We start from the raw sequence: 25,459 nt of genomic DNA on the forward strand, positions 1-25,459 counted from the left end.
TTTTGTTTTAAGAACGAAAAAATAAAAATTATGGCTGATAATTATATAGAAAAACAACAAGAACAGTACGAAGCTAGAAAAGCTGCATGGAAACAAACACAGAAATATGGTAAGAAGAAAGTCGAAACTTCTCCCCAAATCAAAATAGAACAATCGTCTGAAACAACCTCAAAAACTGATATACAAAGAAAAAGAGTATTTGTAACAGGAGGAGCAGCAGGGATTGGTAAAGCCATCGTATCAATGTTCTGTCAATCACGTCATCTAGTTGCATTCTGCGATAATAATGAGGTGGCAGGAAAAAAAATAGCCAGAGAAACCGGAGCTATTTTCTATCGGGTAGATGTAAGTGATAAAGAAGCGTTGGAAAAATGTTTTTTACACATATTAAAAGAATGGAAAGATATAGATATAATAATCAATAATGCAGGCATTAGTTCCTTCTCACCTATTACAGAAACGAGTGTGGAAGATTTCGACAAAATTCTGTCCATTAACTTACGCCCTGTATTCATCCTTCCACATCTGTTAGCCATTCATCGTAAAGCACAGACCATCCCTAACCTTTACGGAAGGGTAATTAATATCTGCTCAACACGTTATTTAATGAGTGAACCTGGTAGCGAAGCATACGCAGCGTCCAAAGGTGGTATCTATTCACTAACTCACGCATTAGCAATTTCTCTTTCCGAATGGCATATCACAGTCAATTCGATTGCACCGGGATGGATACAAACACACGATTATGATCAGCTCCGACAAGATGACCATCTGCAACATCCTACCAGGCGAGTTGGTAAACCGGAAGATATTGCTCGTATGTGCCTGTTTCTTTGTCAGGAAGAGAACGATTTTATTAATGGCGAAAATATCACAGTGGATGGAGGTATGACCAAAAAGATGATTTATGTAGAGTGATTATCATACCTATATATATAAACTATGACTCATTCACTGATATACCCAAAGCATATCAGTAAATGAGTCAGAAATACATCTCCAATGCTCAAAAATACAACCTTTAGATTCTATGATAAACTGCATCAAACGGCACTCTGCCCCGCTCTCCCCATATTCCTTTATTTCCATTTCGTATTCCACAAGCTATTACCATATTTATCTCAGCACCATGAGGCAATTTTAATAATCTTTTAATTCGTCTACTATCAAAACCTTCTAATGGGCAAGTATCATATCCTTCATTAGCCATAGCAATCATAAATGTTTGAGCAGCTAACGCACAAGATTTATGAACAGTAACGCGCAAATCACCCTCAGAAACTTGAAGCATCATAGGACGAAAGATGCTTATAATATTAGCCAATATAACTCTCAAGAATCCTAATATTCCAAAAAATCGGGCATAGACAAATGGCATCAGTTTCCCATAATACAGTTCCCTGTCCTTAATACGCTTTTCCTGACGTTCTTTCGGACTATTGCGTAATACATTTCCTCTTTCAAAATCAAGAACAAAATTAGCCCGTTTTTTATACAAATCCTGACGAGTAGCAAAAACTACCAACTCTGAAGCCGTCGAAGTAGCGGGTTGGTCAAGACATGCATTTGATATTTTTGCCAACAATTCAGGTTGTGTAATGTGATAAAACTCCCACAACTGCATATTTGAACTATTGGGAGCCAATGTTGCCAATTCCAAACAATGTTTTACCTTTCCCGCATCTATTGGTTTGTCCTTATCAAATACTCGTACAGAACGACGATAGTTTAAAACTTCCTCTAAATTCATATTCTATTCATATTTATATATAACATTTTCTATTTTTCACTTAATTGTTGTACCACCACTTTCGCCATCTCTTTTGAGCTAAACGGATTCTCTCCTGTTATTAAACGACTGTCAGCAAAGACTTTCGAAGTCATCGGAATCAATGCCTTTTGATAATCAGCTCCTCTTTCTTTTAGTGCTGCCTCAAGATCAAAAGGTACTTCCTTTTTTCGTCCAACTATACTTTCTTCACACCATGTAAATCCAGTAAGCTTTTTATCTTTGATCAAAAAATCTCCATTAGATAGTTTGACATTCAATAACCCTCCTACTCCATGACAGATTGCAGCTACTATTTTATTGTTTTCATAATGGTCTTTTATGATCTTTTGTAGAACCATATTATCAGGAAAATCATACATTGTACCATGCCCGCCCGCTAAATAAACACAGTCAAACATCAATCCGGAAACTTCATCTAAACTTTTTGTACGTTGCAACATTTCTCTAAATTCAGAATCATTCCAATAATATTTAGAAAGTTTATCTAAAACCATTGGTTTTAAACTCTCAGGATCTATGGGCGTATTACCACCTTTAGGGCTAGCTATGATAAATTCATATCCCTGTTCTTTTGCGCTATGATATATGTGGGTAAGCTCACTAAGCCATAACCCTGTTTTTATATTTCCGCTAGCATACATACTAGTTCCAGTTACTATTGCCAACATCTTCAAGTTATCCATACTATATACTTTTTACAGTAATACAACAATAATACCCACTACTTTGATAGAATATTTCATATTTTTTATCTGTTTAGAACATTTTTGGAAATTCTAGTGCATTTCCCCAATCTGCAAATCTTTAGAAAACAAACTAGCACCAATGAAATTTTAGATTGTAATTCTACAAAGCGATTGTATGATAAGGTCTTAGGAAAATCATCCTTCATGTGCTTACAAACATAATGAAGATAAAAATATTTCAAAAAGCGATAACCACCAACACTAGAATGGTATCAACTTTACTTTCAGACATTTTGCAAGCTTTATTGCAGTGAGGTTTACCATCTGAAAGAAACTTTTCTTTAAACTTAGAATCAAATACTCCGGAAAACTCATCAATAGCAAAGAATATTTTTGTAATTTTGAAACTAGGTAGCATAGCGTAATAGGTTGTAAATGTTATAATTCGACACTATAAATTCACGAATATTATCGCTATCTACCTAATTTTAATAAACTATATTTAATAAAATTAGGTAGAACTTAGGTTAGATAATATGCATCATTAAACTATTTTAATTCAAAAAGTATCTTTTGACCATGGACAAGTTCATCGTGAGTTATACGATACTTATTAATTTTCTTACCATTTAATAATACTTTATCAATATAAAAAGCTCCTGCTTCGCTACGATTACTTTCAATTACCAGTTCTTTCTCTTTATACCATTTAGGATCTAACCGAATCGTCACCTTATTAAATACAGGAGTAGTCAATGTATATTCCGGTAATCCGGGACAATCAGGATAAAAGCCGATCATATTGAAGATAGCCCAAGCTGACATTGTACCTGTATCGTCATTCCCGGGAATGCCGTCTGGTCTCGTTGTAAAATACTTATCCAAAAGGCGTTGCGTTTCTTTTTGCGTACGCCATTCCTCTCCTTTGAAGTAAGAAAATAAATGAGCATAAGCAATATCCGGTTCATTAGCAGGATCATAAAGACCCTCATCAAATATCATTTGCAACTTATTAATAAACGGTTTCTTTCCTCCCATCAACTTAGCAAGACCATAAACATCATGTGGAATATAGAACGTATAATTCCAGGAATTACCTTCATGGAAACCCGGACTTGGTTCAAAATTCTCACCTTGTTTTGGATTAAAAGGAGTATAAAACGTTCCATCCGGAAGAATTGGGCGAAGCGTACCAAACTCTTTACTATAGTAGTGCTTATATCCTAAAGAACGCTTATAAAACATTTCCGCATCCTTCTTTTTCCCAAGTGCCGCAGCCATACGGGAAAGTGCAAAGTCTGCAATATAATATTCCAATGCATGAGACACTGAATTATCATATTGCTCACGAAGCGGAACGTATCCTTTCTCCATATAGTCATCATTATCAGGTCGCATCAGATTCTCTGTTCCGGGCATTGTCGCCGATTTATACATAGCTTCATAAGCCAGATCCACATCAAAGTCACGCAGCCCCTTCATCCATGTATCCACGATAACCGGAATACTCGGATCACCTTCCATAGTGAGTGTTTCTCTTCCATATAGTTCCCATTTAGGCAGCCAACCATGTTCCCGATACATATCAAGCATCGTACGCACCATCTCTATTTGACGCTCCGGATAAACCAGAGTCAGCAATTGATGCACATTCCGGTACGTATCCCAAAGAGAAAATACAGTATAGCGATCACCTTTTGTTGTCAGAATCTTATCACTCTCCATTGCCGGATATTCTCCATTCACATCCTGCAAAATATTCGGATGAATCAACAAATGATAAAGTGCCGTATAGAAAACAGTCTTCTGATCATCCGTTCCTCCTTCCACAGTTATTCGGGATAAATCATCATTCCATTTGGCACGGGCTTCTGCATGAACTACCTCGAAATTCTTTCCAGCCTGTTCTTTATCCAGATTCAATCGGGCATTTTCGATACTTACAAAAGAAACACCCATCTGCACCTCTACTTGTTCGCCTTCTTCGGTATCAAACGAAAAGTAAGTACCAATATCATCCCCTGCTATATCTTTTCCATAACGGGTATATAGTTTATATTTCCCATTATCCGAGTCCCATTGGGCCTCAACACCTGTCATCGGGCGTTGCTTCTTCCAATATCCCGTTGTAGTAGGCACTTTATTCACACGCATCACAAAATAAATAGGAAATACCGCCTGAGGATTATAGCAAAAAGTACCTAACAATTTCATTCCTTGCACCTCACATTCATTCACACGGTGAAGCATAGCACCTGTCTCATTCGTCAATCCTTCCCCTAAATTCAATAATATATGGCTTTTACCTTTCGGAAAAGTAAAACGTGTAATCCCGGAACGCGGTGTAGCCGAAACTTCCGTCTTCACATTATACTTTGTCAGATAGTTAGAATAATATCCGGGAGAAGCTTGTTCATCTTTATACTTACTTCCATATTCTTTATAATCCACATTTAGTTCTCCGGTAGTAGGCATCAGCAATAGAGAACCCAATTCCGGACAGCCGACACCACTCAGATTGACATGAGCATATCCAGTAAAAAAACAATTGGTATATTCATAAGGAGTAGACCACCAGCGAGCATCTTTATCATACTTATTGTCAGAAGAGCCTATTACGTTGAAAGGTACGACAGACATCATCCCATTCGGGCAGACGGCCCCCGGATTAGTTGTCCCGAAATTAGTTGTTCCAATAAAAGGATCTACATAATCTATCAACAAATTCTTTTTATCACTGGGTGAAGGGTCTCCCCCCTCTTTTCCATAAATAGGAAGAAGGGAGAGAGCAAGTGTGTAAGTTAATAGTATGCGTTTCATATTTAAATAATACTCGTTCGTTTAGTAAATTCAATGATATCCTTAATATACCCGAAAGCTATTCCGACAACAGTATCCGCCGCACCATAATAAACAGCTACCCGTTCACCATCTTGCAAAGCTGCACAAGGGAATACCACATTAGGCACATCACCCTGAAGTTCATAAGGAGCAGCAGGACCAAGCAAATATTCACGAGTCCGATACAATACTTTCTCCGGATGATCCTTATCAAGAATAGCAGCACCCATGGAGTAACGGAAACCGTTGCAAGTCGTGATCACACCGTGATAAAACAGCAACCAGCCTTCATCTGTGAGGAATGGAACAGAACCAGCTCCAATCTTAGTACACTGCCAGGCACTTTCAGGGAAAGGAGTTACTTTCATCACACAACGATGTTCACCCCAATATTTCATATCCGGGCTAAAGCTGATATATATATCACCAAATGGTGTATGTCCATTGTCACTAGGACGACTCAGCATAGCATACTTACCATCTATTTTCTGAGGAAAAAGCACCCCATTGCGATTAAAAGGTAAAAATGCATTTTCGCATTGAAAGAACTCTTTAAAATCAAATGTATATGCAATACCGATCGTCGGACCATGATAACCATTACACCAAGTCACCCAATAACGATCCTCAATCCAAGTAACACGAGGGTCATATTTATACTCCGACTCAATCATTTCTGTATTGCCCGCCTGGAAGCGGATTGGTTCATGATTGATATCCCAATGAATGCCATCCTTACTGAATCCTGCAAAGATATTCATCTGCACAGCTTTATTATCACAACGGAATACTCCTGCAAATCCCTCCTTAAAAGGAACAACAGCACTATTAAAAATACTATTTGATGAAGGAATATGGTAACGCCCGATAACCGGATTTTGTGAATAACGCCACATAACATCGGTACATCCTACCGGACGATCTTCCCAAGGTATTTGAATTTTGCTCATAATTATATTTTTATATTAGTTATTTTTTAGAATCATCATAAGTGAAAGGAATAAAATAAGTGATCAGGAAAGCCGGAATAGTAGCAAGCAAGACATAGATAAAGAAGTCACGGTAGCCAAGCAAATCACTCAGATAACCACTCGCCATTCCTGGTAGCATGACTCCCAGGTTCATAATTGCCGAAGCAAATGCATAATGGGACATCTGGTATCTGCCGGGAGCAATCTGTTGCATCATGAATAACATCAACCCAACAAAACCAAAACCATAACCAAAATATTCCATCGTAATACAGCTACCTATCAAATAAAGATTATCCGGTCGTACAACAGCCAGAAAAGTATAAGCCATGAAAGGAAGATTGAAAATGCAACAGAGTGAGAAAAGAGTCTTCTTCAGTCCAAACTTAGATATATAAAAACCTGCCAACAAAGAACCGAGCACAAAAGCTGCAGAACCAAATATTCCAACCAAGGCACCTATCTCTGTTGTTGTCAGTCCCAGTCCGCCAACTTCTCTTGACGAACGTAGGAACAGAGGAGCAACCTTCATGATAAATCCTTCGCCCAACCGATATAAGATAATAAAGAAAATATAGTAAATAATATGCTTCTTAGTAAAAAAGTTACGAATGACCACAATCAATTCTCTTCCAACTTCGGAAACCTTTTTTCTCTCAGTCAAATGTACCGGAACTTGCGTAGATGGTAACATTTTTATATGATAAATTCCTAATAGAACGAGTATTAACCCTATTATGCCGAAAATAATCATCCAAGAGAATGAATAAGCATCCCTATTGATTTCGAAAGAAGCTCCTTCCACAGCCCCAAAGTACTCCGACAACATACCGGCAAGAGCTACCAAACCTCCATTAGCTACCAACTTAGCTACATTGTAAAATGCTCCCTGAACTCCAATATACTTAGTCTGATCAAGTTTACTCAACTCAGCCATATATACACCATCACAGGCAACATCATGTGTAGCTCCACTAAATGCAATTACAGCCATAGTAGAAATACTAATTGCAAAAAAATAATCAAAGCATAAAGAGAATGCGACAACTCCGAAAAGCAGTCCACTTAACAATTCAGTCAGCAACACGAAAAATTTCTTCGTCCGATACATTTCCATAAAAGGACTCCATAAAAATTTCAAAGTCCAAGGCAATATTAATAGAGAAGTCCAAAATGTAATTTGTGTATCCGAAATACCCATTTCTTTATACATATATAAAGATACGAGATTAACAGCAATGAAAGGAAGTCCCATTGCAAAATAAGCTGTAGGAACCCAGTAAACCGGATTGATTCTTTTTGATTGGAAATCATTTTTTTTATGTCGCATAAACCATAGTATATAGATAAAATATTATTTTTTTAGATCATGTTTATATATTATACAACTAAGATAGTAAAACTACTAATACCAATTCCTACTTTTTTTAGAATTTTTCCCTTTTTGTTTCTATTAAAATAAAAAAGACCCTATCTTTGTCTTATAAGCTAATTTCAATAACAAAATACTTTCTTTAAACTAAAGCATGAGTGAGCTCCTAGTATATAAAGCCTCCGCAGGTTCCGGAAAAACATTTACCTTAGCTGTGGAATACATTAAATTATTGATTCTCAGCCCACGCGCTTACCGGCACATCCTTGCCGTAACTTTTACCAATAAAGCAACGGCAGAGATGAAAGAACGTATTTTAAGCCAACTATATGGTATCCAGACGAGTGACAAAGATTCCGAAGCTTACCTCGATCGTATCAAGGAAGAAACCGGAAAGACAGAGCAAGAAATACGTAAAGCAGCAGAAATAGCTTTAGGCTATATGTTGCATGATTATAGCCGTTTCCGCGTAGAAACAATCGACTCATTCTTCCAGTCCGTCATGCGTAACCTGGCACGTGAACTCGAACTGAGCCCGAACCTCAACATTGAACTAAACAATGCCGAAGTACTCAGTGACGCAGTAAACAGTATGATAGAGAAACTGGGTCCCACCTCTCCTGTTTTGGCTTGGTTGCTGGATTATATTAATGAACGGATTGCCGACGATAAGCGTTGGAATATATCCGACGAAGTAAAAAACTTTGGGCGTAATATATTCGACGAAGGTTATATTGAAAAAGGAGAAGGACTTCGCCAACGGCTTCATAGACCTGAAACAATAAAAGAATACCGTAAACAACTAAAGGCTCTGGAAACTGAGATTCTGGAGCAGATGAAAGGATTCTATGACCAATTTGAAGGGGAGTTGGATAGCCATGCGCTAAACGCTGACGACCTGAAAAATGGTTCACGGGGAATCGGAAGTTATTTTCGTAAACTGAATAACGGAATTCTAAATAATGATATCCACAATACAACTGTTGAGAAATGTTTGGAAGATGCAAAGAACTGGGCAACTAAGACATCTCCCCGTTATGCAGATATTATTGCATTAGCAAATTCTAGCCTGATGCAGATATTAAAAGATGCAGAAAAACTACGTCCTAAGAATAATCTTTTATTAAATAGTTGCCGCCTTTCTCTACAACATCTCAATAAAGTACAATTACTTGCCAATATAGACGAAGAAGTACGTCAATTGAACCATGAAAATAATCGCTTTTTATTATCGGATACCAATGCTTTGCTCCATCAACTGGTAAAAGACGGTGACTCTTCTTTTGTATTCGAAAAGATAGGAACGAATATCCGCAACGTGATGATTGATGAATTTCAGGACACTAGCCGAATGCAATGGGGAAACTTCAAACTTTTACTACTCGAAGGTCTGTCACAAGGAGCCGACAGCCTGATTGTAGGAGATGTCAAGCAGTCCATTTATCGTTGGCGAAACGGGGATTGGGGCATCTTGAACGGATTGAACAATCATATTGAACACTTCAAAGTGCGCGTCAAAACATTGGCCACGAATCGGCGGAGTGAAACAAGCATTATTCGGTTCAACAACCACATCTTTACCGCTGCTGCCGATTACCTGAACAGTATCTACAAGCAGCAGCTGGAAAAAGACTGTGAAGACTTGCAAAAAGCCTATGCTGACGTTGTACAAGAATCACCGCGAACCACGGAAAAAGGATATGTCAAAGTCTCTTTTCTCGAACCTAATGAAGAATACGATTATATCGAACAGACACTTATTAGCCTGGGTGAAGAAGTGAAACGATTACTTGCTTCCGGCATACACCTAAATGATATTACTATTCTGGTGCGAAAAAATAAAAATATTCCCCGAATTGCTAATTATTTCGATAAAGAGCTGCATTACAAAATAGTGTCGGACGAAGCTTTTCGTCTGAATGCTTCTCTTGCTATTTGTATGATGATAGATGCTTTACAATATTTATCCAATGAAAATAATCGTATTGCCAGCGCGCAACTAGCCATAACTTACCAAAATGAAGTCTTGCAAAAAGGACTGGATATAAATACTCTCTTATTAAACCCTGTAGAAGATTATCTTCCTCCTGTTTTCATTGAAAAACTAAGCGAATTACGGTTGATGCCTCTATATGAGTTATTAGAAGAACTATTCAGCATCTTCAAAATGAATCGCATCCAGCAGCAAGATGCTTATATCTTTGCTTTCTTTGATGCTGTGACCAACTATTTGGAAAGTAATTCTTCCGAACTTGACAGTTTCCTCCGTCATTGGAACGACACATTATCCAGCCAAACGATTCCTAGTGGCGAAGTGGAAGGTATCCGTATCTTCTCTATTCATAAATCCAAAGGATTAGAGTTTCATACTGTACTTCTTCCCTTTTGTGATTGGAAACTTGAAAACGAAACGAATAATCAATTAGTATGGTGTACTCCTCAGGAAGCCCCATTTAATGCTTTGGATATTCTTCCAATCAACTATTCCACCCAAATGGCAGAATCTATTTATGGGAATGATTACCTACATGAAAGGCTTCAGCTGTGGGTAGACAATCTTAACTTGCTCTATGTAGCTTTCACTCGTGCAGGAAAGAATCTGATCATTTGGAGTAAAAAGAGCCAGAAAGGAACTATGTCCGAACTATTGGCAAATACATTGCCAATTGTAGCCTTCAAGGAAGGAATCGAATGGGAAGAAAATTTTTATGAACAAGGAGAACTTTGTCCGTCAGAAGATAAAAAGGAAAAAACGTCTACCAACAAACTTACCCAGAAACCAAATAAGTTACCTATCCACATGGAATCTATGCGCCATGATATTGAATTCCGTCAGTCCAATCGCTCTGCAGATTTCATACAAGGCATTGAAGAAGATGAATCCAACGACCGTTTCATTAATCGCGGACGTATGCTTCATACCCTGTTCTCGGCTATCGAGACTGCTGATGATATTGAGCCGGCCATCGAACGTCTAATATTTGAAGGAGTTATTAGGGACGAAGAAAAGGAAGAAATGATACGGGAAGTAGCACACAAAGCCTTCTCTCTTCCAGAAATACAAGAATGGTATTCTGGAAAATGGAGGTTGTTCAATGAATGTGCTATCATATACAAAGAGAAAGGCGTACTTCAAACCCGTCGTCCGGATCGTGTCATGATGAAAGAAGGACAAGTCGTAGTCGTCGATTTCAAGTTTGGAAAAGAGAATCCTAAATATAATCAGCAAGTAAAAAGCTATATACAGTTACTCGCCAGAATGGGATATAAAAATATAACCGGATATCTATGGTATGTAGACGAAGAACGAATCGTAAAAGTATAACGGAAGAATATGGATCAAGTATATACAATAAAAAAAGTTCCTCTCATAGGAATTGCCCGCCATCGGCTTACCATTGACGGTGAAGGAGTGACTACTCTTGTAGCATTTCATGGTTGTCCATTACATTGCGAATATTGTCTCAATCCTACTTCTCTGCATCCAGATAGCATTTGGAAAAAATATGATTATCTGGAACTTTACAAAGAATTACGCCAAGACGAACTTTACTTCCTTGCCAGTGGTGGTGGGGTTACCTTCGGTGGTGGAGAACCACTATTACAAAGTGAATTTATCTATCAGTTCCGCCAGCTTTGTGGTCCTCAATGGAGAATCACAGTAGAAACATCACTCAATGTTCCTTCACATCATTTGGAGCTTCTTTTACCTGTCATCGATAACTACATTATTGATATCAAAGATACCAATAATGATATTTATCTTCAATACACCCAGAAAGAAAACACCTGTGTTTTTTCCAATCTTCGTTATTTAATTGAACATGGGAAAGCGGAACAAATGACTCTCCGTGTTCCGCTTATTCCGTCTTACAATACATTAGAAGACATAGATGCCAGTATTCAACTTTTAGAAAAAATGGGTATTACCCACTTTGACCGATTTACATATATAACACCTAATAACGAATAAAGCCATGAAACGAGGAAAGCAAACCTGTAAGATCTTAAAAGAGATTCGTAGGCAAATAGCCGAAGCCAATGACATTGAGTTCATCACTTCCGAATGCCAGTATCAAGGTGACTGCTTGGGTACCTGCCCTAAGTGTGAAGCAGAGGTACGTTATCTGGAGCAGCAATTAGAACGAAAACGAATAGCAGGTAAAGCAATCGCTGTTTTAGGAATATCTGCCGGAATACTTACGATGGTCCCTGTAAAGGCCGATGCACAACAGGTGAAAGACACAACAATAGAGGAAAAACAACGTATTACAGTTGCTGAGAAAGAGTGCGAATTACCGGGAGTTATCGAAACAGCGCCCGAATTTCCGGGAGGACAGGCTAAACTGTTAGAGTATATAAAGACAAATCTCCGTTATCCCGACCCTGAATGCTGTATATCAGGACGTGTAATTGTGCAATTTAAGGTAATGAAAGACGGTAGCATAGATGAAGTCAAAGTTGCACGGGGACTACATCCATTATTCGATCAGGAAGCATTAAAAGTAATCAGTGGTATGCCCAAATGGAATCCCGGGAAAATAATGAATCGCCCGGTAAACGTTCTGTATACTATACCAATTACATTTAAATATAAAACGAATGATTCAACCAAATTACCAAAGACTCATATATTAGAAACCGGAACAAAGGTATCTACAAAAGATAAGTTTATTAAAGTAAGAGGAAAAGTAGTTGATGTGAATGGTAATCCAATGGCAGGTGCAATGGTTTACGGAGATCAAGATAAACAATATGATAATAGTACGGATGCAAAAGGATATTTTGAATTAACAATATCCAGAGAACATTCATTACTTATCAGTTATATAGGTTATAAAAATCAAAAAATTAAACTAAATAAATACCAATCCCCTTACATTACAATTGTACTTCATGAGGCCGAAGCTGTAATAATGGGGGAAGTTGTTATTAAAAACGAGGAAAGAAAAATACCATGAAACGAGGAAAGAAAACCTGCAAGATATTAAAAGAGATCCGTCAGCAAATAGCCGAAGCCAACGACATTGAATTCGTCACTTCCGAATGTCAGTATCAAGGTGACTGCCTGGGTACGTGTCCTAAATGTGAAGCAGAAGTCCGCTTTCTAGAGCAACAGTTGGAACGCAGAAGAATTACAGGAAAAACCGTTTTTCTAATGGGTATATCGGCTAGTATAATGACTATGAATGCAAGCACTATTTCCTCGACTCCTTATGTCTCAAACTTAACAAAGCCAGTATCTAATACTGAGATATTTTCTAATTTCCCAGATTCATTAATCACCATAAAAGGAATAGTTGTTGATGAAAAATATAGACTAATGAACGGTGTGAACATCTATGAAAAGAAAAACCCTTTAAACAAAACCATGACAAATGAAAAGGGATATTTTCAGTTGAAAGTACCTTCCAAAAGTATTTTAGTTACAGAAGTTACAGGAATGCAAACACAGGAAATCAATGTGGACAAATTAGATTCCATATGTATCCGAATGACTACTGATTCTATAGAAATGATCACTGAAGAGGTACTTATGGGAGAAGTCGCGATAAATATGCCTGAATTTCCAGGTGGCCGTGCAGTCTGTATGGATTTTATACGTAAAAACTTGAAATATCCCAATCTTCATATATCAGGTCGTGTTATTGTTCAATTTACTGTAACGAAAGAAGGAAAAATTGCAAATGCTGAAGTTATACACAGTCTACATCCTCTTTTCGATAAAGAAGCATTAAGAGTCGTGAATATGATGCCACGTTGGGTCCCGGGAAAACAACTGGGAAAACCAGTTCAAGTAAAGTATAAGCTTCCAATCCTTTTTAGTAATAAATAAATAGTAACCATATATGCAATCATTTCTCCAACTAGTCGCTCACGACCTATACTCTAAAATAGGAAACGACCTCTCGCACACAGTACTTGTCTTTCCTAATAAACGTGCAAATCTATTCTTCAACGAATATCTGGCAAGTGAATCCGAACAACCCATTTGGTCACCTGCCACAATGAGTATCAGCGACCTGTTTCAGAAAATGTCCGTCCAGAAAGCGGGAGACCCGATTCGTCTGGTCTGTGAACTTTATAAAGTATTCCAGGAAGAAACACAAAGCGAAGAGACATTAGATGACTTCTACTTTTGGGGAGAACTACTTATCAGTGATTTCGACGATGTAGATAAAAATTTGGTCGATGCAAATAAATTATTTAGTAATCTGCAAGATCTGAAAAATTTGATGGACGACTATGATTTCCTTGATAAAGAACAGGAAGAAGCTATCCAACAATTTTTTCAGAACTTCTCCATCGAAAGACGTACTGAACTAAAAGAAAAATTCATTTCCTTATGGGATAAATTAGGGACTATTTACCTAAGATATCGCGAGAATCTGACTGAACTGGGTATTGCCTATGAAGGTATGCTTTATCGTAACGTCATCGAGCAACTGGATGCCGACCGACTAATATATGACAAATATATTTTTGTCGGTTTCAACGTACTTAACAAAGTCGAGCAGGCACTTTTCCAAAAGCTCAAAAATACCAATAAAGCAATGTTCTATTGGGATTATGATATCTTCTATACCCAACAGATAGCAAAACATGAAGCTGGAGAATTTATCAAACGGAATCTCAAAAACTTCCCGAACGAACTACCCGAAAGTTACTTCGATTCCCTGCGGAAACCTAAAAAGATACGTTATATCTCCGCCTCTACCGAAAATGCACAAGCACGCTTCCTCCCCGAATGGATACATACCATCTTCTCCAATGAATGTGAGGAAAAAGAAAATGCTGTCGTACTCTGTAATGAAGCATTGCTTTTACCTGTACTCCATTCTATACCGCAAGAAGTGAAGAATGTAAATATTACCATGGGATTCCCACTAGCACAAACTCCGGTATATAGCTTTATCAATGCTGCCATAGAACTACAAACCAATGGTTACCGTTCCGATACCGGACGATTCACGTACGAAGCAGTATCTGCCATACTAAAGCACCCCTATACCCGCCAGCTCTCCATATATGCCGAACCTTTGGAATGGGAACTGACAAAAACAAACCGCTTCTATCCATTACCATCAGAATTAAAGAAAGACAATTTTCTGGCAAACCTCTTCACTCCCCGTAGCGGTATTAAAGACCTATGTAACTACCTCACGGAACTAATCAAGGACATCTCCGTTCTCTACCGTCAGGAAGGCGAATACAATGACATCTTCAATCAACTCTATCGGGAATCTCTTTTTCAGAGCTACACTAAAATCAACCGCATTTATAGTCTGATAGAGAGTGGTGAACTAGAAGTTCGTACCAATACTCTAAAGCGTTTGATAACCAAAGTTCTGACAGCCTCCAATATCCCTTTTCATGGTGAACCCGCTATCGGAATGCAAGTCATGGGAGTATTGGAAACACGTAATCTGGATTTCCGCAACCTTGTTATGCTTTCGCTCAACGAAGGACAATTGCCTAAGTCTGGAGGTGAATCTTCTTTTATTCCCTACAATCTCCGGAAAGCCTTTGGCATGACTACCATCGAACATAAAAATGCAGTGTATGCATACTATTTCTACCGTCTCATTCAGCGCGCAGAAAATATTACTTTATTATACAACACTTCATCCGATGGACTAAACCGTGGAGAATGGTCGCGTTTCATGCTGCAATATCTTATTGAAGGGCCTCACGAAATCACAAGAGAATATCTCGAAGCAGGACAATCTCCCCAAAGCTCGACAGATATTCAAATTGAAAAGACACCTGAAGTATTGAGACGTCTTTATCATACTTATGACAGTTCTAACCCTCATTCACTTATTCTTTCTCCATCAGCACTAAATACCTATCTCGATTGCCGCCTGAGATTCTATTACCGGTATGTAGTGCGACTAAAAGCCCCCGAAGAAGTCAGCGCAGAAATTGACTCCGCCCTGTTCGGAACCATCTTTCACCGTTCAGCACAACTTGCCTATACAGATCTTATTACTAATAGTCGAATGATACGAAAAGAAGATCTGGAACGACTACTACATGATGATATAAAATTACAGGACTATGTAGATCGTTCATTCAAAGAAGAACTCTTCCAAGTGTCTCTGAACGAGAAACCTGAATACAATGGCGTACAGCTTATTAACTCTAAAGTAATTGTCTCCTACCTGAAACAATTACTGAGAAACGACCTTCAATATACACCATTTGAAATGGTTGCAATGGAACGTAATGTAGAGGAGAAAATGAAAATCGAAACTTCACAAGGACCGTTAACTATCCGTTTGGGAGGAACAATAGACCGCATGGATGCCAAAGAAGACACCTTACGCATTGTGGACTATAAAACCGGAGGAAGTCCTAAAATACCTGCCAACATTGAACAACTATTTACACCGTCAGAGTCACGTCCCAACTATATCTTCCAGACTTTTCTGTACGCATCCATCATGAGCCGTCAGCAATCACTGAAAGTAGCCCCTGCCCTGCTCTATATCCACCGGGCCGCTTCCGAAAGTTACTCTCCTGTAATAGAGATGGGAGAACCCCGGAAACCGAAAATTCCCGTTAATAACTTCGCTTTTTTCGAAGATGAATTTCAGGCACGTCTGCAAGCATTATTAGAAGAAATTTACAATGAAAGAGAACCCTTCACCCAAACAGAAGATACAAAGAAATGCAGCTATTGCGACTTTAAATCAATATGCAAAAGAGGAACATAAAAAAGTAAAAACATAACAAGTTATTGAGATCTATAATATTTTTTAGACGCAGAAAACACAGATGACGCGGATTTTCAAGGTAAAAATAAGAAATATTTTTTTGAATCTACATCATCTGTGTTTTCTGCGTCTAAAAAATACCTACCTCTGCAATAAAGGTACCGAGAAACTAAATGTAGACCCTTCTCCTTGTACTGAAGTAAACCAAAGATCTCCTCCGTTTTTAACCACAAAGTCCTTACAAAGTAACAATCCAAGTCCTGAACCTTCTTCATTATTTGTACCGAAAGTACTGAAATGTGTATCCGTATGCAACAACTTCTTCTGATTCTCTTCATCAATACCACAACCAGAATCTTTCACGCTAACCACTGCCATACAATCTTCTTCAGTCAAAGAAACCACGATATTTGTTCCTTCATTACTGAACTTGATAGCATTACTAATCAGATTACGGATGACTGTTTTTATCATATCAATATCAGCGCGGACTTCCACCCGGTCAGACGAAATATCGAGTACAATCTTAATCTTCTTCAATCCAGCTACCATATTAAATATCTCGCTCACACCTTCTATTACTTCTACCAAGTTAATGTCTTGATAAACCACTTTCAGCTTGCCAATCTGGCTCTTTGTCCATTTTAACAAATTATCAAGCAGAGAAAACACATCCTCTGTGGTCTGATTAGCCATTGTCAGCAGTTCGTACATTTCATCACCAATTGTCTGAGTAGGCAGATTCAGAATCAGCATATTCAGCACCATCTTAATTGACCCCATTGGTGAACGCAAATCATGTGCAATTACAGAATAGAGTTTATCACGTCCCATAATTGTTTTGCGCAATTCTTCTGTTTGTGCAACAATTATCCTTTTAGCAGCTACCAAAGAAATCTGATGAGATACACGTATAATCAATTCCTCCTTATTAAAGGGCTTCGAAATAAAATCATTACCTCCCACCTGAAATCCCTTTACAATGTCTGCCGTACTGTTCAGTGCTGTAAGGAAAATAATAGGAATTTCACTCATTATAGAGTCTGCCTTCATTTTTGTAGCGACTTCAAAACCACTCATATCCGGCATCATTACATCCAATAATACCAAATCCGGATTTTCTTTTTCTACCTGTTCTAAAGCTTGTTGTCCGTTGTTTGCCGTTACGATGTTGAACTTCTCATTTGTCAAAAGCACTTTCAACAGAAGAACATTCGAAATTACATCATCCACAATAAGAATTTTATATTCGGACGGATTTATTTCCACATTCATATCTTCAATTTTTTAGATTACATCAAATTTGTTTAAAATACTCAATCATGTGTAGCAGTCCCTCTTCTAACTCGATTGTGGGTTGCCATCCTAATTTTTCTTTCGCCAATGTAATATCCGGCTGGCGCTGTCTCGGGTCATCGTGTGGTAAAGGTTTGAAAATGATTTTCGAATCTGATCCGACTAAATGAATCACTTTCTCTGCTAATTCGAGCATAGAGTACTCATGTGTGTTCCCAATATTCACAGGACCTGTAAAACCATCTTCGGTATTCATCATTCTCACCATTCCCTCCACCAAATCATCTATATACTGGAAACTACGTGTTTGCTTTCCATCACCATAAATAGTGATATTCTCATTTTTTAATGCTTGTATGATGAAATTAGAAACTACCCGTCCGTCATTTGGCAACATTCGTGGACCATACGTATTGAATATACGGATAATTTTGACGCGAACACTATTCTGCCGAAAGTAATCCATACATAAAGTCTCTGCACAACGCTTCCCTTCATCATAACAAGAACGATAACCGATGGGATTCACATTCCCCCAATAGCTCTCAGGTTGCGGATGTATTACTGGATCACCATACACTTCACTTGTAGAAGCCTGCAAAATTTTAGCATTCATTTTCTTTGCAAGCCCAAGCATATTCAAAGTTCCTATCACAGAAGTCTTAGTCGTCTGAATAGGGTCATATTGATAATGTATAGGAGATGCAGGACAAGCCAAATTATAAATTTCATCTACTTCAGCAAAGAAAGGAAAAGTCACATCATGCTCTACCAATCTAAAATGAGGTTCATTCATTAAATGCTTAATATTGTCCTTCGAACCTGTAAAAAAGTTATCCAGACAAATAATATAGTGACCTTCTTTTATAAGTCGTGTACAAAGATGAGAGCCTATAAAACCAGCTCCACCACTTACCAATATTCTCTTCATTTCTATTTTACTGCTTTTTAAATCTCCTGTTTTGTTTTATTGAATACAAATATAACCAGTTTACCCCTAATATGCAAATTATACAATTAAAAATAGTTGCGATTTTCGAAACGACACTTTTTAATAAAGTATTTATCAATAAAATAAAATATTTATCATACAAATTATGATGACAAATGAATTAAACAAGGGACTTATAGACGCGTAAGAGAAAAATTACCACTCAAAGAAAATACTGCCAAATTGCTGATGGATAGTCTATTTATTGAAAAAGAAGACATTTACAGACGGGTGCGTCGTGAAGTTCCTTTTACTTTTTAAAAAGCCACCCTTATTTTGTGAAAACTAGGTGTATAGTTAGATAATATTGTAAGAGTTAGCTTCAGTGCCAATGTCGTATTCGATATGAATATTATGAATCTTTATCAAATTTAGAAATAGCAAAAAAGTATATTTCTATCTCTCAAACATTGATTTTGAAGCTACATACAACCATATACAAAAAAGATTTCCAAATCAGCCTGTTGTGTGTGTATTTTACTCCATGGACTCCCAACATATCTGCCAGATACAACAAAAATGGATTCAGCCCTTAAAACGACATTCTATTCTAATCTCAGGTAGTAGGGAAGCACAATGCATCACCTTTTTCCAAAAACAACAGACTATTATCAATACGTTAAAATTGACATCGAAGTTTCATCTCTGACTATATAAACACTCCAAATACAATTTGCCACCGATGAAAAAAAAGAATCATCCGTTTCGCATTCTGTTATAAACTAATACGATTTCCGCTCGGTTTCAGTAGGAGCTACTTCATCGGGAATGCTGAATTCATTATTCGCAAACAAATCCGCTAAACCTGAAATCTGTTTCAGTCGCAACAATTCGTCACGGTCCATCCCGATATTCTTCATAATCCATTGGTCAGACATTCCCGCTTTGTCTAATTCAGCTACAATATGGCACATCAACTCAATATTATGCATCCCTCGGGCACGGTTATGCCGAATCGTCGAACTCATACGATTTGATAAATCTTTATCGATTACTACGATCGGGAGCAACCCGTTCTCACGTTGATAAATACGTTTCGAAGTTTTTAGTACTGTATAGCGGTGATAGCCATCCACCAGGATATAACGATCTTCCTCCTTATCATAATAACATACACAGGGCATCGTAAACCCATCTTCCCAGATAGACAGTTCCAGCAACTTCATTTCGGGGGGAGCAACCACATTAGGATTGTAATCGTTTGCAAATACTTTCTCTATAGGTACTGCTTTCACTCCGTAAACCGGACTCTTATCTACACTCATGATACTATAATTCTATATTGTTCCATTATTTGACTTCTCTTACTCATCTCTTCCTTTGTCGGAGAGAATCCCATATATTTGCAGGCATGGTCATTCTTAAGGATACAAATACACATTCGTTTGTATGTGGGTATCTCTCTGAATTCGGGAATATCAATATCTTCCTGATACTCCATTCGTACTGGCTTCTTTAGAGTCTTGTAATTACTGTTGTCCATCACAATAATAGGCACTTTAGCATCAATCAACTTTTGAATCGTCGCATCACTTAAGCAACCTCCCTTAGTCCGCCAGAAACTCACACTCACCGACAATTTCCGGAGATAATTCTTCCGCGCCCTTTCCGGCAAAGTGGACAATAGAAAATACATAAATTCACGCCAGGTATATCCTTCCGGTAATTTCACCGACTGCCATCCCATCGCATATGTACCGCCATACATACCAGTAAAATTCACACCATTCACACGCCCGATCATTTTTCCCCAGGTATTAGGATCAAGCACCCGATATAATGCAAGGCTCTCCTGAGCTTCATTGATAAATGGACTTGCCACACGCTGGCGTTCCAGATTGACTCCTGCACGATAGTAAAGATCGTATAATATATTATAATCCCATTGGAATTTTCCATTGGCAATCCACACATCAGTCGTTTTCCAATCAAAAATAGGATACGAGTTATAAATATCACACCCAACTTTCGACGTCCATTTGTATTTGTGATACATCTGGAATTTCCGACTCATATAAATACATCTCCAACGATTAAAACTCTCCTGTGTGCGAATACCGATCAGGCAGCAGGTACGTACTGCATCATTTTTATCATGTATCCATTGGGCAAAACGCATCTGAAATTCATAATCCCACATCGCTGTATTGTAAAAAGGGAAATCATCCTTAGTCATAGCCCCCTTGGGCATAGGACGTACCCATAAATCCTTTTTGCTTTCTTCCCACGGACGCCAGAAAGACTGATACATTGAAGTACAGGTAGCCACACGGAAAGGTACACACACCCGGTATACATCCAAAATGTCTTTATTAGCTTCCAATATCCGGTCCACATAATCAATTGTCATCTTATACTGGATCTCGTAATCCATATGAAAAACGCCCAAACGTATTTTCAGGTTATTCCTTCGAATATAATCAATGCACATATTGAGCAATATCCCGCTATCTTTTCCTCCGGAGAAAGAAACGTAAACATTATCAAACTCATTAAAGATCATTTTCAAACGCTCTTGCGCCAATTCATATACATTTTTTGTTCCGGCAATTTTTTTCTTCCCCATAATTTATTATCTAAACATTTTCACATAACGTGTCCATTTCTTGTCAATAGGAGCAAATTCAAACTTTTCGAAAATTTCCTTATCTTGTATCAATGTGACAGAGTTAAGCATCCAGCCTTCAGATACAAAGGCTTTCATTATGGCAGGCAACAGAAAAGATAATATCTCTTCCCGTCTTTTAGTTTCTGCAGCTATATAGTAATTATTGATTACAGCCTTTTTTCCACTCTTCTGTTCCACAGGAATAAAGCCAATCACTTCTCTACTTTCAAAGGCAACGAACCAGATAAAACTGTCGTTTGTCTTAAACGGATAATTGTTATTTGCGCGTATCACTTCCGGGTCCATCACCAGAGGTGCTAAAAGTCGATATAACTGTTTGTCTTTTCCTTTTAATTGTATCACCTGTATCATAGCATTCTGAATAGATACACAAAAGTAAAGAAAAAAATCTTTTTGTTAGCATAATTGTGAATAAAAACATTTATTTTAAGCAATTAATATTTCTATGCCATGACTATTCCGATTTCTCCAACCTGTTTGTGGTATGTTTATATTAAACCAAAATTACTGGTTAGAGATGTATTCATATCTAAAATGAAAATTTATTTAAGAACAATAAATCGACATAGCATATCAGTATAATACATTCAGAGAAAGATTATTATATTATTCAAAGGATTTTATATGTAAAGAAAAGATTTAAATAAATTTTAAAAAGATGGGGCACTTGATACATATGCAGTGACCCATTACTAACTGCAAACTTATTTCAAATATTCCGGATCAGTATCGAAAGCAAAAGAATTACGATGAACGAGTATGAAAACACCATAAATTACTGCAAGCACAACATTAAGCTGGAATGGAAACAAATCACTTTTTGAACCAATCAGATCGCGTATACCGTCAATAATAAATGGAGCAATAGTAATTGCGACATAATTCGTTGCAAGAATGATAGCAAGAGCCATTGTGTTTTTATCTGGAGAATTCACCGCACGAGTGGCTTTATCATAAATTGTCGGTTGAATAATTCCATATCCCCAGCCCATAAAAAATGCACCGGTACAAAGAAGAGGCATTGTATATCCTATACATAATAATCCTAATCCTAATGCAATCGAAAACATCGCAAAGAAAACAGTACGGCGTCGAAAAAGCTTTACTATCAAGGGAAGGATAAATCCTGGTAAGAATATAGCAAAGAAAAATATAGCTGTAATCGTTCCTACTTTTGATGCATCAATGCCATGTTTCGCTAAAAGAAATGGCAGATAATAGGAAAGAACAATTACAAAAAATGTAATTCCAAAATAAAGGAATACGATTGATACCATTCGGGGAACAATAAATCCTTTACCATTTTCTTTTTGTTTAGTAACAGGTGCTGGTAAATTGGCATATAAACGAATATAACCGAACATAGCCAAAGGTATTAACGGCAACAGGTAAACAATAAATGGTAAATGCCAGTTACCTTTTCCGAGCCAACCGACTACTAATGTAGCTATAATTAGAGCTAAATTGGCAACTCCCGATTTAATACCTAGCATCTGCATACGCACTTTCCCATCAAAATTATCAGTAACAAGACTTGCGGCAAGAGGTATCAACAGTCCGCAACCTACACCTAGCAAGCAACTAACTGCAATGAGTTGCCACATTTCATTAGTAAAGAGATATAATACTCCACTAGTAAGATAAAATCCCAATCCCCATAATAAAATGATTGATTTACTCGACGAAGAAGCTATTTGTCCTGAAAGCAATACGAAAGGGATAATAAAAAGATTCGGAAGAATGGTCAGCATTTGAATTTCAAGCTGAGAAGTATTCGGAAATATCTTATCCAAATTAGCCAATACTGGACTTATTGCTAGTCCTGGTAAATTCACCAGTAAAGAAACTGACAAAATCGCAATTAAGGAAATCAAAGGCATTGAGCCTTTTCCTGTCTTGATATTCATAAGGCGTAATCGTTTATTTTATGGTTAGCATATTTCATGTTACAATCTCACACAATATATTATCGTGAAAAACAATTATTAGATTGTACTTGTTCACAGCACCATAAAACTTATTATGAAGATATGTACTGTTCCCAATATTCAATGTAATATCAAGAAAATTGAGCTAACTATTTATTGGTAAAAGCTAATTTCGGGTAGTATAAACCATCTTTTTTCAATTGAAAAAAATAAGATTATATAAACAACTTCAATGAAGAATTTCCCACTGATTCATAAAAAACATTTTACTCATAAATATTCTTTATATTTTTTTGAGACCAAACGACTTCATAAATTAAAAAAATGGATCAAGAAAGAATCCTCGTTGAGGAAAATATCTCAGACTATAGATATAATATAATATAATTAAGAAAGAATATAAGATAAACCATTTTATCTTATATTCTTTCTTAATATTTATACACAAGAAATTTATATATTATAAAATGAATACAAAATAAGGACCGGACTCCATGCTTTATTGTTATATCTTAGTTTGTGCATTACTACCAACAGATATTTTCGATTGATCCTCTATAAAATAGTTGAAGAATTTTTCAGATAACTATTTTATAAAAGAAAAACTCCGAAATCCTAGGATTTCGGAGTTTTTCTTTTGCTTTAAGCGGTGCGCACGAGGCTCGAACTCGTGACCCCATGCGTGACAGGCATGTATTCTAACCAACTGAACTAGCGCACCAATACTTTTTTGTTTTACAAACAAACACTTTATCAGAATGTGGATGCAAAGGTAGATATTTTTTTGAAACCTACAAGAGCTTCTATATCTTTTTTCTGAAAAAGTGGGTTTATTAAGAAATATCCTGTACATTTGCAAGCATTACATCAAATATAAAATAGAATGAAAAATACACCAATTGAACGACAGGTGATTGATGAAACGATAAATGAGTTTCAAATTGTCGATTTTTCCAAGGCTACGATTCGTGAAGTGAAAGCTATTGCTTCAAAAGCAGAAGCTGTATCCGGCCTTGAATTTATAAAGATGGAAATGGGAGTTCCGGGACTTCCGCCTTCCGCTGTAGGAATAAAAGCAGAAATAGAAGCATTGCAGAATGGAATAGCAAGCCTATATCCTGATATTAACGGATTGCCGGAATTGAAAAAAGAGGCTTCAAAATTTATCAAATCATTTATTAATGTAGATCTGAGCCCGGAAGGTTGTGTACCCGTTACAGGATCTATGCAAGGGACTTTTGCTTCATTTTTGACTTGCAGTCAATGTAATGAAAAGAAAGACACAATTCTGTTTATTGATCCAGGCTTTCCGGTACAAAAACAACAATTAGTGGTCATGGGACAGAAATATGAAACCTTTGATGTCTATGACTATCGCGGAGAAAAGTTGAGATATAAGTTGGAAAGTTACCTGAAAAAAGGAAATATATCTGCTATTATTTACTCAAATCCTAATAATCCAAGTTGGATTTGCTTAAAAGAAGAAGAATTACAAATTATCGGTCAATTAGCGACTCAATATGATATTATTGTCTTGGAGGATTTAGCTTATTTTGCGATGGACTTTCGTAAAGATCTAAGTAAACCGAATCAGATTCCATTTCAGCCGACAGTTGCTCATTATACAGATAATTATGTACTGCTGATCTCTGGTTCTAAAGCATTCAGTTATGCGGGACAACGCATCGGTGTCAGCTGTATTTCGGACAAATTATACCACCGAAGCTATCCGGGATTAACAAAACGTTATGGGGGAGGTACATTCGGTACTGTCTTTATCCATCGAGTACTTTATGCACTTTCTTCCGGAACCAGCCATTCTGCACAGTTTGCAATGGCTGCTATGCTGAAAGCCGCGAACGAAGGTCGATACAATTTTCTGGATGAAGTAAAAGTATATGGTGAAAGAGCTAAAAAGCTGAAAGACATTTTTCTGCGTCATGGTTTCCATTTGGTTTATGACAAAGATCTGGATGTTCCGATTGCAGATGGATTTTATTTTACTATCGGATATCCGGGAATGACTAGTGGTGAACTTGCTAAAGAATTAATGTACTACGGAGTAAGTGCCATATCATTAGTCACAACAGGAAGCCATCAGGAAGGATTGCGTGCGTGTACATCCTTTATTCAGGATCATCAGTACAATCAGCTCGACGAACGAATGAAACTATTCGCCGAGAATCATCCCATTGCCTAATTTTAGATATAACGAATAATAAAATTCAAAAAA

The 25,459-nt window shown here is 37.3% G+C and carries 18 protein-coding genes, 1 tRNA gene and 1 pseudogene; 8 read left to right on the plus strand and 12 right to left on the minus strand.

Annotated features, from left to right (window positions below; translation table 11 throughout):
- Positions 1-30 precede the first annotated feature (30 nt).
- Complete coding sequence (locus PHO71_RS07390) at positions 31-918, plus strand: SDR family oxidoreductase (RefSeq protein ID WP_300201092.1); 888 nt, start codon at positions 31-33, stop codon at positions 916-918.
- Positions 919-1,021: 103 nt separating this feature from the next.
- On the opposite strand, the gene PHO71_RS07395 is transcribed toward PHO71_RS07390, so the two are convergent.
- The 5 genes from PHO71_RS07395 to PHO71_RS07415 form a co-directional block, all read right to left on the minus strand.
- A complete protein-coding gene (locus PHO71_RS07395; RefSeq protein ID WP_300201093.1) occupies positions 1,022-1,750 on the minus strand; it encodes a nitroreductase family protein in 729 nt (242 codons plus the stop codon).
- A 29-nt stretch (positions 1,751-1,779) separates the two neighbouring features.
- The gene (locus PHO71_RS07400; RefSeq protein WP_300201095.1) at positions 1,780-2,475 is read right to left on the minus strand and encodes a type 1 glutamine amidotransferase domain-containing protein; all 696 of its coding nucleotides are present in this window, start codon (positions 2,473-2,475) and stop codon (positions 1,780-1,782) included.
- Positions 2,476-3,027: 552 nt separating this feature from the next.
- Positions 3,028-5,298 (minus strand): GH92 family glycosyl hydrolase, encoded by a 2,271-nt coding sequence (locus PHO71_RS07405; protein ID WP_300201097.1) that lies wholly within the window; start codon positions 5,296-5,298, stop codon positions 3,028-3,030.
- 2 nt (positions 5,299-5,300) lie between these two features.
- Positions 5,301-6,269 (minus strand): 1,4-beta-mannosyl-N-acetylglucosamine phosphorylase, encoded by a 969-nt coding sequence (locus PHO71_RS07410; RefSeq protein ID WP_300201112.1) that lies wholly within the window; start codon positions 6,267-6,269, stop codon positions 5,301-5,303.
- 19 nt (positions 6,270-6,288) lie between these two features.
- Positions 6,289-7,620, minus strand: a complete 1,332-nt coding sequence (locus PHO71_RS07415; RefSeq protein WP_300201115.1) for an MFS transporter — start codon at positions 7,618-7,620, stop codon at positions 6,289-6,291.
- A 196-nt stretch (positions 7,621-7,816) separates the two neighbouring features.
- On the opposite strand from PHO71_RS07415, the gene PHO71_RS07420 reads away from it, so the two are divergent.
- The 5 genes from PHO71_RS07420 to PHO71_RS07440 are packed head-to-tail and all read left to right on the plus strand — an operon-like array spanning position 7,817 to position 16,382.
- Positions 7,817-10,987 carry an exodeoxyribonuclease V subunit beta gene (locus tag PHO71_RS07420; RefSeq protein ID WP_300201118.1) on the plus strand — a complete coding sequence of 1,057 codons (3,171 nt, stop codon included), beginning with the start codon at positions 7,817-7,819 and terminating at the stop codon, positions 10,985-10,987.
- A gap of 27 nt (positions 10,988-11,014) precedes the next feature.
- A complete protein-coding gene (locus tag PHO71_RS07425) occupies positions 11,015-11,635 on the plus strand; it encodes a radical SAM protein (RefSeq protein ID WP_300201327.1) in 621 nt (206 codons plus the stop codon).
- A 4-nt stretch (positions 11,636-11,639) separates the two neighbouring features.
- Positions 11,640-12,623, plus strand: a complete 984-nt coding sequence (locus PHO71_RS07430) for a TonB family protein (protein ID WP_300201121.1) — start codon at positions 11,640-11,642, stop codon at positions 12,621-12,623.
- On the plus strand, positions 12,620-13,498 hold the full coding sequence (locus tag PHO71_RS07435) for a TonB family protein (protein ID WP_300201123.1): 879 nt from the start codon (positions 12,620-12,622) through the stop codon (positions 13,496-13,498). Before PHO71_RS07430 ends, PHO71_RS07435 begins: the two co-directional genes overlap by 4 nt.
- Positions 13,499-13,511: 13 nt before the next feature.
- Entirely contained in the window at positions 13,512-16,382 is a 2,871-nt protein-coding gene (locus PHO71_RS07440) for a PD-(D/E)XK nuclease family protein (protein ID WP_300201126.1), read from the plus strand.
- Positions 16,383-16,523: 141 nt separating this feature from the next.
- Here the strand turns inward: PHO71_RS07440 and PHO71_RS07445 are convergent, their stop codons facing one another.
- Complete coding sequence (locus tag PHO71_RS07445; protein ID WP_300201129.1) at positions 16,524-17,657, minus strand: hybrid sensor histidine kinase/response regulator; 1,134 nt, start codon at positions 17,655-17,657, stop codon at positions 16,524-16,526.
- Between the two features lie 22 nt (positions 17,658-17,679).
- Positions 17,680-18,609: a UDP-glucuronic acid decarboxylase family protein gene (locus PHO71_RS07450; RefSeq protein ID WP_300201131.1), complete on the minus strand. Its 930-nt coding sequence runs from the start codon at positions 18,607-18,609 to the stop codon at positions 17,680-17,682.
- Positions 18,610-18,778: 169 nt separating this feature from the next.
- Here PHO71_RS07450 and PHO71_RS07455 point away from each other — a divergent pair.
- Positions 18,779-19,318: pseudogene (locus tag PHO71_RS07455) on the plus strand (hypothetical protein).
- Between the two features lie 73 nt (positions 19,319-19,391).
- On the opposite strand, the gene PHO71_RS07460 reads toward PHO71_RS07455, so the two are convergent.
- The 5 genes from PHO71_RS07460 to PHO71_RS07480 form a co-directional block, all read right to left on the minus strand.
- On the minus strand, positions 19,392-19,934 hold the full coding sequence (locus PHO71_RS07460; protein WP_300201133.1) for a ParB/RepB/Spo0J family partition protein: 543 nt from the start codon (positions 19,932-19,934) through the stop codon (positions 19,392-19,394).
- Positions 19,931-21,235 carry a DUF3440 domain-containing protein gene (locus PHO71_RS07465; RefSeq protein WP_300201136.1) on the minus strand — a complete coding sequence of 435 codons (1,305 nt, stop codon included), beginning with the start codon at positions 21,233-21,235 and terminating at the stop codon, positions 19,931-19,933. The genes PHO71_RS07460 and PHO71_RS07465 overlap by 4 nt, the downstream gene beginning before the upstream one ends.
- A 6-nt stretch (positions 21,236-21,241) precedes the next feature.
- Complete coding sequence (locus PHO71_RS07470; protein ID WP_300201139.1) at positions 21,242-21,649, minus strand: hypothetical protein; 408 nt, start codon at positions 21,647-21,649, stop codon at positions 21,242-21,244.
- 353 nt (positions 21,650-22,002) lie between these two features.
- A complete protein-coding gene (locus tag PHO71_RS07475; RefSeq protein WP_300201141.1) occupies positions 22,003-23,205 on the minus strand; it encodes an MFS transporter in 1,203 nt (400 codons plus the stop codon).
- Between the two features lie 668 nt (positions 23,206-23,873).
- Positions 23,874-23,947: transfer RNA gene (locus PHO71_RS07480), tRNA-Asp, on the minus strand.
- A 162-nt stretch (positions 23,948-24,109) separates the two neighbouring features.
- On the opposite strand from PHO71_RS07480, the gene PHO71_RS07485 reads away from it, so the two are divergent.
- The gene (locus tag PHO71_RS07485; RefSeq protein ID WP_300201144.1) at positions 24,110-25,426 is read left to right on the plus strand and encodes a pyridoxal phosphate-dependent aminotransferase; all 1,317 of its coding nucleotides are present in this window, start codon (positions 24,110-24,112) and stop codon (positions 25,424-25,426) included.
- The last annotated feature ends 33 nt before the right edge of the window (positions 25,427-25,459 follow it).

The organism is Bacteroides sp., assembly GCF_028690125.1.
In the GTDB taxonomy this organism is placed as follows: domain Bacteria; phylum Bacteroidota; class Bacteroidia; order Bacteroidales; family Bacteroidaceae; genus Bacteroides.

Excerpts from the sequence above, each read along its gene's own strand:
- PHO71_RS07390 (WP_300201092.1), top strand. The coding sequence starts at position 31 with ATGGCTGATAATTATATAGAAAAACAACAAGAACAGTACGAAGCTAGA.
- PHO71_RS07395 (WP_300201093.1), bottom strand. The coding sequence starts at position 1,750 with ATGAATTTAGAGGAAGTTTTAAACTATCGTCGTTCTGTACGAGTATTT.
- PHO71_RS07400 (WP_300201095.1), bottom strand. The coding sequence starts at position 2,475 with ATGGATAACTTGAAGATGTTGGCAATAGTAACTGGAACTAGTATGTAT.
- PHO71_RS07405 (WP_300201097.1), bottom strand. The coding sequence starts at position 5,298 with ATGAAACGCATACTATTAACTTACACACTTGCTCTCTCCCTTCTTCCT.
- PHO71_RS07410 (WP_300201112.1), bottom strand. The coding sequence starts at position 6,269 with ATGAGCAAAATTCAAATACCTTGGGAAGATCGTCCGGTAGGATGTACC.
- PHO71_RS07415 (WP_300201115.1), bottom strand. The coding sequence starts at position 7,620 with ATGCGACATAAAAAAAATGATTTCCAATCAAAAAGAATCAATCCGGTT.
- PHO71_RS07420 (WP_300201118.1), top strand. The coding sequence starts at position 7,817 with ATGAGTGAGCTCCTAGTATATAAAGCCTCCGCAGGTTCCGGAAAAACA.
- PHO71_RS07430 (WP_300201121.1), top strand. The coding sequence starts at position 11,640 with ATGAAACGAGGAAAGCAAACCTGTAAGATCTTAAAAGAGATTCGTAGG.
- PHO71_RS07435 (WP_300201123.1), top strand. The coding sequence starts at position 12,620 with ATGAAACGAGGAAAGAAAACCTGCAAGATATTAAAAGAGATCCGTCAG.
- PHO71_RS07440 (WP_300201126.1), top strand. The coding sequence starts at position 13,512 with ATGCAATCATTTCTCCAACTAGTCGCTCACGACCTATACTCTAAAATA.
- PHO71_RS07445 (WP_300201129.1), bottom strand. The coding sequence starts at position 17,657 with ATGAATGTGGAAATAAATCCGTCCGAATATAAAATTCTTATTGTGGAT.
- PHO71_RS07450 (WP_300201131.1), bottom strand. The coding sequence starts at position 18,609 with ATGAAGAGAATATTGGTAAGTGGTGGAGCTGGTTTTATAGGCTCTCAT.
- PHO71_RS07460 (WP_300201133.1), bottom strand. The coding sequence starts at position 19,934 with ATGAGTGTAGATAAGAGTCCGGTTTACGGAGTGAAAGCAGTACCTATA.
- PHO71_RS07465 (WP_300201136.1), bottom strand. The coding sequence starts at position 21,235 with ATGGGGAAGAAAAAAATTGCCGGAACAAAAAATGTATATGAATTGGCG.
- PHO71_RS07470 (WP_300201139.1), bottom strand. The coding sequence starts at position 21,649 with ATGATACAGGTGATACAATTAAAAGGAAAAGACAAACAGTTATATCGA.
- PHO71_RS07475 (WP_300201141.1), bottom strand. The coding sequence starts at position 23,205 with ATGAATATCAAGACAGGAAAAGGCTCAATGCCTTTGATTTCCTTAATT.
- PHO71_RS07485 (WP_300201144.1), top strand. The coding sequence starts at position 24,110 with ATGAAAAATACACCAATTGAACGACAGGTGATTGATGAAACGATAAAT.